Here is a 14,354-nt window from a genome sequence, read left to right as displayed (position 1 = left end):
ATCCGATGGACAAAGGCATTCTCAGGAACGTAACGATCAATTTCGTCGGGCTGGTGCTGCCGACCTTCGTCTCGCTCGTCACCGTGCCGTCGTATATCAAGCTGCTCGGCGTCGAGCGCTACGGCGTGATCAGTCTCGTGTGGACGCTGATCGGCTACTTCGGGATTCTCGATCTCGGCATGAGCATGGCCGCGCAGAATCACATCTCGAAGGCGCGCGCATCCGGCGACAAGGACGAAAGCGCGAGCGTGTTCTGGAGCGCGACGTGGCTCAATCTCGCGACCGGGGTCATCGGCGGATTGATCATTTATTTCGGCGCGTTTCTCTACACCGCGTATTTCACCAAGGTGTCGCCCGAGTTGCAGCATGAGGTCTACATGGCGCTGCCGTGGCTCGCGGTGGCGATTCCGATTGCGAACGTGTCGTGGGTGTTCGCCGGCGCAATCAACGGCGCGGAGCGCTTCGGCGTCTACAACACCAACCAGACCATCGGCACGTTCCTGTTCCAGCTGCTGCCGCTCGGCGCCGCGTGGTGGCTCGGTGCGACGTTGCAGAACGTGCTCGCCGCGGCGGTGTTCGCGCGGATTCTCGCGGCGCTTCTGCTGGGCCGCTCTGCGCTGAAGGTGCTGGAAATCCGCCGCGTTCTGCCGCCGCAATTCGGCGTGGCCAAGGGGTTGTTCAATTTCGGCGGCTGGATGCTGATTGCCAGCGTCACCACGATGATCGCCGACTCGCTCGATCGCGTGATGCTCGGCTCGCGTCTCGGCGCGCGTTTCGTCACGTACTACACGGTGCCGCAGAACCTCGTGACGCGGCTGAACATCGTGCCGACCGCGCTGGTGCGCACGCTGTTTCCGCGTTTGTCAGCGGTAGGCCGTGCGGATGCCGACTCCATCACGCAGCAGTCGCTCGAATTTCTCAATGGCGTGTTCACGCCGGTCGCGCTGGTCGCGATGCTGGTGCTCGAACCGTTCCTGCATCTGTGGGTCGGCAATGAGATCGCCACGGTCGCCGCGCCGGTGGGCCGCATCATGATCGTCGCCGTGTGGCTGGTCGGCCAGGCGAATGTCACGCGGATCCTGATCCAGTCGCAGGTCAGTCCGGCTACGGCCGCGCGCGTCGGTCTCGTCGAATTGCCCCTGTTTGCAGGGGCTCTGTGGCTCGGCATCACCCATTTCGGGCTGACCGGCGCGGCGGTGGCCGTGGCCGGCCGCGCGCTGTTCGACTACGCGGTGCTGCTGCATTTCTCGGCGATCCGCGCCCGCCAGATCGCGCTCGACATGCTCGCCCACCTCGCTTTCCTGCTCGCGAGCCTGTGGCTCGCGAGCTTCCTGCCGGGTCTCGCGCTGGCGATCGCCGCCGGCGTACTGATGGTCGGCGCGAATCTCGCCTGGTCGATCACGATGACCCCCGCCTTGCGCAATCTTGCGCGTTCACTGCTGTTGCGACTGAATCCGAGGAAAAGCGCATGAACCAGGACCTCCTTGAAGAAGCCGTGCTGCGGCCCGCGAAGCGCAGCGCGCTCGACGAACTCACCAGCGTGCCCGGCGTGCAGGCCACGCCGCGCCGCGCCGCGATGCGCGCCGATAAAACGGTGCGCATCGCGATCGTGCATGACTGGCTCGTCACCTATGCGGGCGCGGAGAAAGTGCTCGAGCAGATCGTCGCGTGCTTTCCGGACGCGGACCTGTTCAGTCTCGTCGACTTTCTCGACGACCGCAGCTTTCTGCGCGGCAAGTCCGTGACGACGTCGTTCATCCAGAAGCTGCCGCTCGCGCGCAGCAAGTACCGCTCGTATCTGCCGCTGATGCCGCTTGCGATCGAGCAGCTCGACGTGTCCGCGTACGACGTCGTGATTTCCAGCAGCCATGCGGTCGCCAAGGGCATTCTGACCGGCCCCGACCAGGTGCATATCAGCTACGTGCATTCGCCGATCCGCTACGCGTGGGATCTGCAGCATCAATACCTGCAGCAGTCGAAGCTGACCAACGGTCCGAAGTCGGCGCTCGCGCGGCTGATTCTGCATTACATCCGCAACTGGGATATCCGCACGTCGAACTCGGTGGACGGCTTCGTCGCGAACTCGGAGTTCATTGCCCGGCGCATCAAGAAGGTCTATCAGCGCGAGGCGCAGGTGATCTTTCCGCCGGTCGACGTCGACGCTTTTTCGTTGTGCACCGAGAAAGAAGACTTCTATCTGACCGCATCGCGGATGGTGCCGTACAAGAAGATCGACCTGATCGTCGAGGCGTTTGCGCGCATGCCCGAGCGCAAGCTGGTCGTGATCGGCGACGGTCCCGACATGGAGAAGATCCGCGCGAAGGCGGGGCCGAACGTCGAGATCATGGGCTACCAGCCGTTCAAGGTGCTCAAGGACCGGATGAGCCGCGCGAAGGCCTTCGTGTTCGCCGCCGAGGAAGACTTCGGCATCTCGGTGGTCGAAGCGCAGGCGTGCGGCACGCCGGTGATTGCCTACGGCAAGGGCGGGGCGCTCGAAACCGTGCGCGATCTGTCGGAGCCGCGGCCCACCGGCATGTTCTTCGATGAGCAGGATACCGAATCGATCATCGCCGCGGTCGAGCGTTTCGACACGCACATCAAGCGGTTTTCGCCGATGGACTGCCGGGCCAACGCCGAACAGTTCTCCGCCGCGCATTTCCGCGAACGTTTCTTCGCGCATGTGCGCGCGGCGGTGCCGGCCTTGCGCAGTGCGCAACTGCCGGCCTACGTCCCCTACAAGGCAAACGCCGCCGCGAGCGCGCCGCGCATCCTCGCCGTCGATCAAAGCGGTGTGCTCGGCGGCGCCGAGCTGTCGCTGCTGGAGATCGTCAAGGCGCTGCGCTCGCGCATCGAGGTCGTGCTGTTCGACGACGGTCCGTTCCGCACGGCACTCGACCAGGCGGGCGTGACGGTCGAGGTGCTCAATGCCGGCGCGCTGCGTCATGTGAAGAAGCAGGGCGGTTCGTTGCCGAAGGGCGCGGCGCTCAAGGGCTTGCTGTCGCTCGTGCGCGCCACCGCCAGGCGCGCGCGCAAGGCGCACGTGATCTACGCGAACACGCAGCGCGCGATGGTGATCGGCGCGATCGCCGGCAAGCTCGCGAGGCGGCCGGTGGTCTGGCATCTGCGCGACATCGTGAGTCCCGAGCATTTCGGCGGCAAGCAGCTCGCGATCATCAAGTGGTGCGCGCGGTTCGGCCTCACGCACGTGATCGCCAACTCGGCGGCATCGGCGCAAGCGTTCGCGAAGCTCACGCAATTCGACGACAAGCGTATCGACGTCGTCTTCAACGGCATCTCCGCCGAGCCGTTCGACGCGTTGCGCGCGGTGCCGCAAGCGGCGCTGCGCGAGCGGCTGAACCTGCCGCGCGACGCGTTCCTCGTGGGCTCGTTCAGCCGCCTCGCGCGCTGGAAAGGGCAGCACGTGCTGCTCGAAGCGATGGTGCTCAATCCGCAGATGCACGCGGTGCTGGTCGGCGCGCCACTGTTCGGCGAGGACCAGTACGAGAGCGAATTGCATGCGTTCGTCGCCGCGCACGACCTCGGCGACCGGGTGCATTTTCTCGGCTTCCAGCACGACATTCCGGCCTGCATGTGCGCGGTCGACGCGGTCGTCCATACGTCGATCACGCCGGAGCCGTTCGGCCGAGTGATCGTCGAGGGGATGCTCGCGCAGCGGCCGGTGGTGGCGGCCCGCGCGGGCGGCGTACTGGAGATCATCGACGACTACGAGAACGGCGTGATGTGCACGCCCGGCGATGCGCACAGTCTCGCCGACACGCTTGCGGAATTGCGCTCGAACGACGACCTGCGCAACAAGCTGGTCAGAAACGGCTACCAGACGGCGCTGAGCCGCTTCGGCACCGCGACCTATGTCGATGGTGTCGCGCGAATTCTGAAGCGCGTGGCGGGGCGTTAAACGGGTCAGGGCGGCCTGGGAGGATCGATCCCTCAGGCCGCCGCTGTCGATGCGGGTTCAGGCAGGTTCGATGCGCTGCGGCGCGCACAGATTTGACGCGGGGGTAGGCAGGGACTCGGCCGGTTCCTGTCGTTGGCGTAGCGGAGCGAAAGTCAGCAGCTTTCGCTCCGTTTTTTTATCGCTGTTTTGCCGTGCCGTGACTTATTGCTGCGGCTTCACGGCTTCACGGCTTCACGGCTTCACGGCTTCACGGCTTTCGGTTTGAAGCTGGCCGACCACTTCATGGCGGGCAGTTCGACCAGCCGGTAGAACACGTAGGCGGCCGGCACGGCCACGAGCATATAGCCGAACGACGGCCAGATCGACATCTGCAACGCCGAGCGGAACAGCAGCGACGACAGCAGCACGAAAATCGGCAGATGGATCAGGTACAGCGAAAAGCTGAAATCGCCGAACCGGGACAGCAGCCGCGTGGCGAAGCTTGCGCGCGGCGGCCCGTTGCGGCGCGCAAGCGCCTTGTACAGATAGAACGCGAAGCCGAGCGCCCACAACTGGAACGCACCGTACTGCCCGAAATGAAAGGCCACGCAGCCGAGCGCGATAAAGCCCGCGGCCAGCGCATAGAGCCACGTCGACGAGCGGGCTTGCGGCGCGCTGCGAACCTTGGCATCGGCAATCCACGCGCCGAGCGTCCACGAGAACCAGTACGACGTGAAGAACTGGAGGTCATGGCGTTCGAGCACATAGGCCGACGCCACGTTGACCACGGCGACGAGCGCCAGCACCGACGTCATGCCGATGCGCCGGCGCACGGCGAAGAGCAGCGGATAGATCGCGTAGAACTGCACCTCGAGCGACAGCGTCCAGAGTGCGCCGTTCGATCCATAGGTCTTGCCGGCCACGCCTTGCAGCGAGAACAGGTTGACGAGAAACGCCTGCAGGCCGATCTCGCGGATCTTGTGGCTGACGGGCGGCAGTTGCAGGCTGAACCAGTCGAGCGCGAAGGTCAGCACCAGCGCCGCGAGCAGCACCGGGTAAATGCGCGCGAAACGGCGTACCCAGAAATTGGCGGCGTCGAGCCGGTAAGCGGGATTGGCCGCGAGGCGCAGCGCGCCGCCGCGATGAATGCAATAGCCGCTGATCACGAAGAAAATCGGCACGCCCGCCGAGCCCCACGCGATCGGGAACGTCAGATAGGCGGCGATCGCGCTCAAGCTGAACGAATGGCCGACGCTCTGATGAAACGCCTGCATGCCGACCCACGCGACCTGGCGGCAATGAAAATACGCGACCAGCAACGCGGCGAAGCCGCGCATCGCGTCGATCACGTGCTCCTTGCCGGCGCTGGCCGCGCGCGCTTCGGCCGATGCACGCGCGGCGGCGCTGGCCGCACGAGCAGGGCCAGACGGGGAAAGGGGCAGGGATGAGCCGGCGGCATCCAGTGCTGAGTCGCTCATGCGCGGTCCTTATTCTGAAGCTGAACGGGAAAAAGCGAAGTGCCGGGCGCCGTACGCGCCCGCGATGGATCACATGCTAGAGCACCGCGGCCGTAAAAAATCGATAAAAAATTACCTGTTTGATTGAATTGAACGGCGATTTTGTGACGAATTGTAATTGAGCATAAACAGATGCGGCGACGAATTATTTACCGCTTTTGTCGTGCTAATTTAAAGCACGGATTTTCTTGACCAGAGGTGAAGTCATGAACCTGCATTTACTCGCCGGCATTGCCGTGCTGCTGATCCTCGTCGCCGCCTCCGCTTACCGCGAGGCCTTGCGCAACGAGCCGATCCGCCGTTACCGGATGAATCCGGGCAAGCTGCCGCCCGTCGACGAAAACGAATGACGTGGAACGACAATCGATGAAACGCGTGTGACAGTGGCGCGCTTCATCGCCGTGCCGACGCCGCCCGGCGCATTGCCGGCCGGTTGGTTCGAGACGTAAAATTTTCGGAATTACCGGAAATAATTCAATTGATATATGTAATTATTTCCTGGTGCTTATTGCTATTCGGCATAACGAAAGCAAACCGATTTATTTTGTTGATTCGATAAAAAAATCGCACGTGAAACGCGCGGGTTTTTTTGCTAGTCTTTCCGGCGACATCGATTGGCCGCCAGGTCCGCGAACACACTAACTTCTAACCGATGTGGGAATGCCTACCATGCTGAAAGTCACCAAAGCCGTGTTTCCCGTAGCGGGCCTCGGGACACGATTCCTGCCGGCTACCAAAGCAAGTCCTAAGGAAATGCTGCCGATCGTGGACAAGCCGCTGATCCAGTACGCGGTCGAGGAAGCGATTGCCGCCGGCATCACCGAGATGATCTTCGTGACGGGCCGCAGCAAGCGCGCGATCGAAGATCACTTCGACAAGTCCTATGAGATCGAGTCCGAACTCGAAGCACGCAACAAGCAGAAGCTGCTCGACCTCGTGCGCAGCATCAAGCCGGCCAACGTCGACTGCTTCTACGTGCGCCAGGCCGAAGCGCTCGGCCTGGGTCACGCGGTGCTGTGCGCCGAAAAACTGGTGGGCGACAGCCCGTTCGCCGTCATTCTCGCGGACGACCTGCTGCACAGCTCCAAGCCGGTGATGAGCCAGCTCGTCGACACCTTCAATCACTACCACAGCTCGGTGATCGGCGTCGAAACCATTGCGCGCGAAGACAGCCGTTCGTATGGCGTCGTCGACGGCCGCGAGTGGGAAGACAACGTGATCAAGCTGTCGGGCATCGTCGAAAAGCCGGCGCCGGACGATGCGCCGTCGAATCTCGGCGTGGTGGGCCGCTACGTACTGATGCCGACCATCTTCAAGCATATCCGCGCGTTGAAGCCGGGCGCGGGCGGCGAACTGCAACTGACCGACGCGGTGCAGTCGCTGCTGACCGAAGAGCAGGTGCTCGCGTACCGCTATTTCGGCACGCGTTTCGATTGTGGCAGCAAGCTCGGCTATCTGAAGGCGACGGTGGAATTCGCACTGCGCCATCCGGAAGTGAAGGCCGATTTCGAAGCGTATCTGCAGGCGTATATGCAGAACAACCAGCCGGCGGGCGTGCCGGCGCAGTACACGGCGGAAGCGGCCTGAGTCGTTCAGCGGATGGGTTGATCCGCTGCTGAACCGCGCGGGTTACATGCAGTCGCGCTGAGCGCCAGCGCCGCACGAAAGCTCTGCGCAAATGAAAACGGGCGCCGCATCACGCGGCGCCCGTTGTCGTTTCGGCCTCTTCGCCCGTCACTGAAAGCGAAGAGGCCAGGCCACTACAGCTTTAGCCCTGCTGCTTCACTTCCAGCCGGAACTTGTGCAGCAGCGGTTCCGTATAACCGCTCGGCTGCTGGCGCCCTTCGAACACCAGCGCCTGCGCGGCCTTGAACGCGATGGTGTCGAAGCCCGGCGCCATCGGTTTGTAATGCGGGTCGCCGGCGTTCTGTTCGTCGACCACCTTGGCCATGCGCCTGAACGTCTCTTCGACCAGCTCGCGCTTCACCACGCCGTGATGCAGCCAGTTGGCGATGTGCTGGCTCGAAATGCGCAGCGTCGCGCGGTCTTCCATCAGGCCGACGTCGTGAATGTCCGGCACCTTCGAGCAGCCCACGCCCTGGTCGATCCAGCGCACCACGTAGCCGAGAATGCCTTGCGCGTTGTTGTCGATCTCGCTGCGAATCTCGTCGTCGCTCCACTTCGCGGATTCGACCACCGGAATCGTCAGCAGGCCGTCGAGCAGTTCGTCGCGCACCGTCGCGTAGTCGGTGCGCTCCAACTGCTGCTGAACCGCCTGCACGTCGACCTGGTGATAGTGCAGCGCATGCAGCGTCGCGGCGGTCGGCGAGGGCACCCATGCGGTATTCGCACCGGCCTTCGGATGCGCGATCTTCTGTTCGAGCATCGCGTGCATCAGGTCGGGCATCGCCCACATGCCCTTGCCGATCTGCGAGCGGCCGCGCAGGCCCGCGCTCAAACCGGCCAGCACGTTGCTGCGCTCATACGCGGCGATCCACGCGCTCGACTTCATGTCGCCCTTGCGCATCATCGGGCCGGCTTCCATGACCGAGTGCATCTCGTCGCCGGTGCGATCGAGAAAGCCCGTGTTGATGAACGCAACCCGCTCCGACGCTTCGGCGATACAGGCGAGCAGGTTCACGCTGGTGCGGCGCTCCTCGTCCATGATGCCCATCTTGATCGTGTTGCGCGGCAGCTGCAGCAGGTCTTCGACGCGCGCGAACAGCTCGCTCGCGAACGCGACTTCGGCCGGGCCGTGCATCTTCGGCTTGACGATGTAGATCGAGCCGGTGCGCGAATTCAGCTTGTGCTTGCGGTCGTGCAGCGCGCACAGCGTCGTGATCACGGCGTCGAGAATGCCTTCCGGAATTTCGTGGCCGTCCTTCGTCAGCACCGCCGGATTGGTCATCAAATGACCGACGTTGCGGATGAACAGCAGCGAGCGGCCATGCAGCACGACGGGCGCGGTGCCATTCGCGGCGACGTACACGCGATCTTCGTTCAGACGCCGCGTGAAGGTCTTGCCGTTCTTCGTCACCTGTTCGGTCAGATCGCCGGTCATCAGACCGAGCCAGTTGCGATAGAGCTGCACCTTGTCGTCCGCATCCACGGCCGCGACCGAGTCTTCGCAATCGATGATCGTGCTCACCGCCGCTTCGACCACCACGTCCTTCACATGCGCCGCATCGGTCTTGCCGATCGAATCGTTCGCGTCGATCTGGATGTCGAAGTGCAGGCCGTTGTGCTTGAGCAGCACGGAGGACGGCGCGCTTTCATCGCCCTGATAACCGATGAACTGCGCGGGTTTGGCCAACTCGCTCGTGCCGCTCTTCAACGTGACGACCAGCTTGCCGCTTTCCACGTGATAGCGCGTCGCGTCGGCATGCGAGCCGTTCGCGAGCGGGGCGGCCTGATCGAGAAACTTGCGCGCATAGGCGATCACCGCGGCGCCGCGCACCGGATTGAAGGCCTGCTGCTTTTGCGCGCCATTGGTCTCGGGGATCGCATCGGTGCCGTACAGCGCGTCATACAGGCTGCCCCAGCGCGCGTTCGCCGCGTTCAGCGCATAGCGCTGATTCGACAGCGGCACGACGAGTTGCGGGCCGGCCTGTTCGGCGATTTCGGTGTCCACCTGGTCGGTCGTGGCTTTGACGCGCGAAGGTGCCGGCACGATATAGCCGATGCCTTCGAGGAACGCACGGTACGCGCGCAGATCGCGCACCGGACCCGGATTCGTGCGATGCCAGCTATCGAGTTCGGCTTGCAGGCGGTCGCGCTCGGCGAGCAGCGCCCGATTTTTGGGCGCCAGTTCGTGCACGAGGGCGTCGAAACCCGACCAGAATGCGGCGCTGTCGATTCCGGTGCCGGGCAGGGCTTCGGTTTCGACAAACTGGTCGAGGTTGGCGGCGACCTGCAATCCGCCGCGCGGGTTCATCTGAGTCATCGACTGCTCCATCTGTCTGAATGGGACCGATGAGGGGGCATCGGTCCGCGTGATTGCCAGTTATTGCCAGAGTGATGCCACGGGGTACTTCAATTCGATCGAGGCGGGCGCACCGTTGCCGACGCCTTCACGCTTCAGGCCGCGAGAGCCGCGATGCCGGCCTTGGCGACCTGCACGTCCTGATCCGACTTGACGCCGGACACGCCGACCGCGCCGACCACCTGGCCGTCGACGATCACCGGCACGCCGCCTTCCAGCGTGCCTTGCAGCGGCGCGCTCAGGAATGCGGTGCGGCCGTTGTTGATCATGTCTTCGTAGACCTTGGTCTCACGACGGCCGATCGCCGCGGTGCGCGCTTTTTCCGTCGCGATGTACGAGCTGGCCGGCGCACCGCCGTCGAGCCGCAACATTCCGAGCGGATGACCGCCGTCGTCGACCACCACGATCGCGACGGCCCATTTGTTCTTCTCGGCCTCCGCACGCGCGGCTTCGAGGATGCGGGTCGTTTCGGCAACGGTCAACACGGGTTTGCTCAGCATAATGAAATTCCTGTCTCGGTGATGGTAAGGATGCTTCTACAAGTTCTATCCGGTGATGCGGCGGCGTGCGCGTACATCGCCGGGATGCTTCGGGCCGCCAGCTCTCTGGCCGCGCATCGGGCCAGGCGAGGCGCGCCATGCTTGGGGGATTCTACGTCCAAGCGAGGCTGGACGAAACGGCGGCGGCACGCGGCCGGCTTTCAACGGCGCGGCGAACACAGCGGGAGGCGCGATCGATGCGCCGAAATCAAACCCCATCAACCCTCGTGCAACAGGCGGTCAAACGCGCCGCTGGAACTGGCCTTCGTCCGCAAGCGACAGGATTTAGTCGGCACCGCCGGGACGGGCACGCCTTTTAATCCAGAAAGGTGTGCGCGAAGCCACGGCGCATCGAACTGCAAACCCAGCGGCCGACGCACGCCGCACGCCGACTGGAAGCCTGCGAGCAAGGGGCTTTACAATCGAGCCTTGCGCACAGGCCCCGTGCGCACTACACGTCCCCTACACCATGCCTACAATCAGCGAACTGTTCATCTATCCGGTCAAATCCTGCGCGGGAATTGCGCTGCGCGAAGCGCGCCTCTTCGCGACCGGCCTTGAATACGATCGAAGCTGGATGGTCACCGATCCGGACGGCGCGATGTTCACGCAGCGCGCGTATCCGCGCATGGCACTCATCAAGACCGAACTCGGTGCAGAGGAACTGGTGCTGCGCGCGCCCGGCATGAGCGAGCTGCGCACGCCGCTGGACGCCGCGCGGCTCGACGCGTCGCGCAAAGTCGAGACGAAGGTCTGGCACGACGCCGCCTACGGCATCGATACCGGCGATGCGAGCGCGGCCTGGTTCTCCGAGTTTCTCGGCATGCCGGCGCGGCTCCTGCGCTTCAATCCCGAGCGCGAGCGGACGGTCGACCCCGACTACACCGACAGCACCGGCGGCGCCACGACGCTGTTCGCCGACGGTTTCCCGCTGCTGGTGATCGGCCAGGCTTCGCTCGACGATCTGAACACGCGTCTCACCGGCAAGGGCGCGCCGGCCGTGCCAATTGACCGCTTCCGTCCGAATCTCGTGCTGACGGGGCTCGACGCATACGAAGAGGACTATGTCGAAACGCTGAGCATCGCGAGCGATACCGATGCCGAGCCGCCCGTGCAACTGCAACTGGTCAAGCTGTGCGCACGCTGCCCGATGCCGACCATCGACCAGGCGAAGGGCGCGCCCAACCCCGACTGGCCGAACGAACCGAGCGACACGATGAGCGTCTACCGGGCCCAGCCGCAGCGTGACGGCGCGATCACGTTCGGCAACAACGCGCTGGTCGCGAGCGGGGCCGGCGCGTGGCTGCGGGTCGGGCAAACGGTCGAAGCGGAACTGGCCTTCGGCGATTGATTCACGCGCTGTGCGGGCAGGCCGCTCGGGCAACGGCAGTACCCACACCGTCACCCCGGCGCATGCCGCCCCGGTTCAATCGCCGGTTCGTCTGAAACGCTTCGTCAACGCCGCGAGAATCACATCCATCGGCGCCGGTTTGACGAAGTGATGATTGAACCCCGAACGCAGCGACTCGCTCTTTTCCTCCGTCTGTTCGAGACCGCTGACAGCGACCAGCGTCGGCGCCGGCGTGTCAGCCACGTAGCGGATGCGCCGCGCCACCGCGCGGCCGTCGAGCCGCGGCATCTCGACGTCGAGCAGCGCGGCTTGCGGGTGCCACGCGCAGTACTCGGCGAGCGCATCGAGGCCGTTGTGCGCGGTGCGGATGTCGAAGCCATGCGCACTGAAATAGAGCGCGTAGGCGGCGAGCAGATCCGCGTCGTCGTCGGCGATCAGCAGGCGGGCGCTGTGGCGAAGGGACATCCGGCTTCTCCTGGTGGGTATCAACCAGTGAGCAATTTGAAGTCCCGCTAGAATCTGGCGTCGCCATTTCGGTTTTCAGGCCATCTACGCAAGGAACTCCGGCTGCGCCGGTCTATGAATAAATTACCGTTCGGAACCGGCCTCGACGCCGGCCTTGCACGCGACATCGAGGCGGTCCAGCGCATCGACGCCGTGCCGTCCATCCTGCGCCTGATCTGCAAGCACACCGGGATGGGCTTTGCGGCCGTGGCCCGGGTCACGGAACACGCGTGGACCGCCTGCGCGGTTCGGGACGAACTGAACTTCGGGCTCGCGGCCGGCGGCCAGCTCGATCTGCACACCACGCTGTGTTTCGAATCGCGCGCCGCGCGCGCGTCGATCGTGATCGACGATTTCGACAACGATCCGGTCTATCGCGGCCATCACACTGCGCGAATCTACAAGCTCGGCAGCTATATTTCCGTGCCGATCATTCTTCCCGACGGCAGCTACTTCGGTAATCTCTGCGCGATCGGTCCGGCGCCGGCCGAACCCTCGAACCCGCGCACGCTCGGCATGTTCGAAGTGTTCGCCGAGCTGATCGCGACCCAGCTCGCCGCCGAAGGACGCCAGCAGGCGGCCGAAGCGGAGCTGTCGCGCGAGCGGGAAACCGCCGGCCTGCGCGAGCAGTTCATCGCCGTGCTCGGGCATGACCTGCGCAATCCGCTCTCGGCGATCAGCGCGACGGCCGAGTTGCTGTCGCTGCGCGGCAACGAGCCCGATCTCGTGAGCATCGGCCAGCGTTTGAAAACCACCACGTCGCGCATGGCGCGCCTGATCGACGACGTGATGGACTTCGCGCGCGGCCGGCTCGGCTCCGGCATCGGTGTGTCGATCGACGCGGTCGACGATCTGGCCGCCGCGTTGCGCGTGGTGATCGCCGAGGTGCGCATGGCCAATCCGGAGCGAATCCTCGCCGACGATATCGCCCTCGACCTACCGGTGCGCTGCGACCGTGCGCGTGTGCAGCAGTTGCTGTCGAACCTGCTCGGCAACGCGATGACGCATGGCGCGCCGGACTTTCCGGTGCGGGTGTGGGCGCACGTCGAGCAGGCGGAGCTGGTGCTCAGCGTCACGAACGGCGGCAACGCGATCGCGCCGGATACCTTGAGCAAGGTCTTTGAGCCTTACTGGCGGCCGCCCACCAGCAAGCCCGGCGGCGGTCTGGGGCTGGGCCTTTATATCTGCAGGCAGATCGTGCTCGCGCATGGCGGCACGCTGGAGGTCAGCTCGTCGGTAGAAGAGGGCACGTGTTTTGTCGCGAGACTGCCTATCGGGGTATGAAGGTGTGAAGGTATGACGCCGGGGGCGTCGAGGCGGCTCGCGCGTGGCTTCACGCGGCATGCGCGATGACCTCGTGCGCGAGCGGCTCGCCTTGCATGGGCTCACCTTCGACCCACACGCGCTCCACGCTCTCGCCGATGGCGGCGCCCACCAGAATCACCGCCGGACTGGCGAAGCCCGCACTCGTCGCGTCGGTGGCGAGGCGGTCGAGCCGCGTCACCAGCCGCCGCTCGTCGACACCGCCCGCCCATTGCACGACCGCAGCGGGGGTATCGGCGGGCAGACTCGCCAGCAACGCGCTCGCGATGCTGGCGATACGCCGCATTCCCATATAGATCGCCAGCGTCGTGCGGGTCGCGGCGAGCGCGGCCCAATCCGGTTCGCCGTGATCCTCCGTATGGGCGGTGACGAAGCTCACACCGTGGCAGTGACGCCGATGCGTGAGCGAAATGCCGAGGCCCGCCGCGGCCGCAAAGCCCGACGAGATGCCGTTGATGATCTCCACCGCGATGCCTGCGCCGCGCAACCCCGCCAGTTCCTCGCCGGCGCGGCCGAACAGCAGCGCTTCGCCGCCTTTGACCCGCACCACGTGCAAGCCCTTGAGCGCGTAGCGCCGCATCAGGCGTTCGATGAACGCTTGCGGCGTCGAGCGGCAGCCGCCGCGCTTGCCGACGCGAATCACGCGAGCTTGCGGCGCGAGCGTCGCGATTCCCGAATTCGCGAGATCGTCGAGCAGCACGACGTCGGCGGCCGCGAGCGCCTTGGCGGCTTTGAGCGTGAGCAGGTCGAGGTCGCCCGGGCCGGCGCTCAATAGCGTGACTTTGCCGGTGTTCGTATTCATCACGGTATCCTTAGCTTTCTGTCCTGGTGGCTCCGCCGGCGGTGAACGTACCGTCGGCGTCAAATAAAAACGGCGTCCGCTCGTGATGTTCACGAGGGGACGCCGTTGTCCGTTACTGCGATCTGTTTTCGTCGCCGGTTCGAGCCGGGTTCAAATCCGGTTCGGGTCCAGCGCATGCAAAACGAAGCACGCCACTGCGCTTCGTCTTCTCATTGCGACTGCGTCGCCGCAATGACTTCGCAACGGTCAACGCAAGGACTGCGCCAGACAGGCAGGTTGCTCGCCCGATCCCACACCACGTCTTGCCCGCCGCGCTGAAAAAGCGCCGTGAGCGCACCGCGCACGTGCCCCGCTCCCGCACGCACAAGGTGCTGCGTCGCACCATCCATGTGCCTCTGCGCATCAAAACGCGCCGCGCGCCGGGCTCGCTGTCACGCCCTT

Annotated in this window: 11 protein-coding genes; 6 read left to right on the top strand and 5 right to left on the bottom strand. The window is 64.6% G+C overall.

Going from position 1 to position 14,354, the window contains the following annotated elements; genetic code table 11:
- The first annotated feature begins 5 nt into the window (after positions 1-5).
- Positions 6-1,472 carry a flippase gene (locus tag ACZ9H4_RS08425; RefSeq protein ID WP_476118743.1) on the top strand — a complete coding sequence of 489 codons (1,467 nt, stop codon included), beginning with the start codon at positions 6-8 and terminating at the stop codon, positions 1,470-1,472.
- Positions 1,469-3,916 carry a glycosyltransferase family 4 protein gene (locus ACZ9H4_RS08420; RefSeq protein WP_476118742.1) on the top strand — a complete coding sequence of 816 codons (2,448 nt, stop codon included), beginning with the start codon at positions 1,469-1,471 and terminating at the stop codon, positions 3,914-3,916. The genes ACZ9H4_RS08425 and ACZ9H4_RS08420 overlap by 4 nt, the downstream gene beginning before the upstream one ends.
- A gap of 239 nt (positions 3,917-4,155) precedes the next feature.
- Here ACZ9H4_RS08420 and ACZ9H4_RS08415 read toward each other — a convergent pair whose 3' ends face one another.
- Entirely contained in the window at positions 4,156-5,373 is a 1,218-nt protein-coding gene (locus tag ACZ9H4_RS08415) for an acyltransferase family protein (protein ID WP_476118741.1), read from the bottom strand.
- A 245-nt stretch (positions 5,374-5,618) separates the two neighbouring features.
- On the opposite strand from ACZ9H4_RS08415, the gene ACZ9H4_RS08410 reads away from it, so the two are divergent.
- Positions 5,619-5,762, top strand: coding sequence for a hypothetical protein (locus tag ACZ9H4_RS08410; RefSeq protein WP_175157622.1), 144 nt, complete (start codon positions 5,619-5,621; stop codon positions 5,760-5,762).
- A 319-nt stretch (positions 5,763-6,081) separates the two neighbouring features.
- On the top strand, positions 6,082-6,999 hold the full coding sequence (galU, locus tag ACZ9H4_RS08405; RefSeq protein ID WP_408142282.1) for a UTP--glucose-1-phosphate uridylyltransferase GalU: 918 nt from the start codon (positions 6,082-6,084) through the stop codon (positions 6,997-6,999).
- Between the two features lie 181 nt (positions 7,000-7,180).
- On the opposite strand, the gene ACZ9H4_RS08400 is transcribed toward galU, so the two are convergent.
- Both ACZ9H4_RS08400 and ACZ9H4_RS08395 read right to left on the bottom strand, forming a co-directional pair.
- The gene (locus tag ACZ9H4_RS08400; protein WP_476118740.1) at positions 7,181-9,355 is read right to left on the bottom strand and encodes a malate synthase G; all 2,175 of its coding nucleotides are present in this window, start codon (positions 9,353-9,355) and stop codon (positions 7,181-7,183) included.
- Between the two features lie 134 nt (positions 9,356-9,489).
- Entirely contained in the window at positions 9,490-9,894 is a 405-nt protein-coding gene (locus tag ACZ9H4_RS08395) for a heme-binding protein (protein ID WP_408142278.1), read from the bottom strand.
- Positions 9,895-10,402: 508 nt separating this feature from the next.
- On the opposite strand from ACZ9H4_RS08395, the gene ACZ9H4_RS08390 reads away from it, so the two are divergent.
- The gene (locus ACZ9H4_RS08390; RefSeq protein WP_408142276.1) at positions 10,403-11,284 is read left to right on the top strand and encodes an MOSC domain-containing protein; all 882 of its coding nucleotides are present in this window, start codon (positions 10,403-10,405) and stop codon (positions 11,282-11,284) included.
- A 75-nt stretch (positions 11,285-11,359) separates the two neighbouring features.
- Here the strand turns inward: ACZ9H4_RS08390 and ACZ9H4_RS08385 are convergent, their stop codons facing one another.
- The gene (locus tag ACZ9H4_RS08385) at positions 11,360-11,749 is read right to left on the bottom strand and encodes a response regulator (protein WP_408324382.1); all 390 of its coding nucleotides are present in this window, start codon (positions 11,747-11,749) and stop codon (positions 11,360-11,362) included.
- Positions 11,750-11,863: 114 nt separating this feature from the next.
- Here ACZ9H4_RS08385 and ACZ9H4_RS08380 point away from each other — a divergent pair, with 114 nt between their 5' ends.
- Positions 11,864-13,072, top strand: a complete 1,209-nt coding sequence (locus ACZ9H4_RS08380) for a GAF domain-containing sensor histidine kinase (protein WP_476118739.1) — start codon at positions 11,864-11,866, stop codon at positions 13,070-13,072.
- A 49-nt stretch (positions 13,073-13,121) separates the two neighbouring features.
- Here ACZ9H4_RS08380 and cobA read toward each other — a convergent pair whose 3' ends face one another.
- Positions 13,122-13,913: a uroporphyrinogen-III C-methyltransferase gene (gene cobA / locus ACZ9H4_RS08375; RefSeq protein WP_476118738.1), complete on the bottom strand. Its 792-nt coding sequence runs from the start codon at positions 13,911-13,913 to the stop codon at positions 13,122-13,124.
- Between the last annotated feature and the right edge of the window lie 441 nt (positions 13,914-14,354).

It is taken from the genome of Paraburkholderia sp. TE9906, assembly GCF_056279605.1.
The sequence above is the reverse complement of the archived record's forward strand: the minus strand, read 5'-3'. Positions and strand labels throughout refer to the sequence as shown.

Coding starts and splice junctions, on each gene's coding strand:
- ACZ9H4_RS08425 (WP_476118743.1), top strand. CDS start 6: ATGGACAAAGGCATTCTCAGGAACGTAACGATCAATTTCGTCGGGCTG.
- ACZ9H4_RS08420 (WP_476118742.1), top strand. CDS start 1,469: ATGAACCAGGACCTCCTTGAAGAAGCCGTGCTGCGGCCCGCGAAGCGC.
- ACZ9H4_RS08415 (WP_476118741.1), bottom strand. CDS start 5,373: ATGAGCGACTCAGCACTGGATGCCGCCGGCTCATCCCTGCCCCTTTCC.
- ACZ9H4_RS08410 (WP_175157622.1), top strand. CDS start 5,619: ATGAACCTGCATTTACTCGCCGGCATTGCCGTGCTGCTGATCCTCGTC.
- galU (WP_408142282.1), top strand. CDS start 6,082: ATGCTGAAAGTCACCAAAGCCGTGTTTCCCGTAGCGGGCCTCGGGACA.
- ACZ9H4_RS08400 (WP_476118740.1), bottom strand. CDS start 9,355: ATGACTCAGATGAACCCGCGCGGCGGATTGCAGGTCGCCGCCAACCTC.
- ACZ9H4_RS08395 (WP_408142278.1), bottom strand. CDS start 9,894: ATGCTGAGCAAACCCGTGTTGACCGTTGCCGAAACGACCCGCATCCTC.
- ACZ9H4_RS08390 (WP_408142276.1), top strand. CDS start 10,403: ATGCCTACAATCAGCGAACTGTTCATCTATCCGGTCAAATCCTGCGCG.
- ACZ9H4_RS08385 (WP_408324382.1), bottom strand. CDS start 11,749: ATGTCCCTTCGCCACAGCGCCCGCCTGCTGATCGCCGACGACGACGCG.
- ACZ9H4_RS08380 (WP_476118739.1), top strand. CDS start 11,864: ATGAATAAATTACCGTTCGGAACCGGCCTCGACGCCGGCCTTGCACGC.
- cobA (WP_476118738.1), bottom strand. CDS start 13,913: ATGAATACGAACACCGGCAAAGTCACGCTATTGAGCGCCGGCCCGGGC.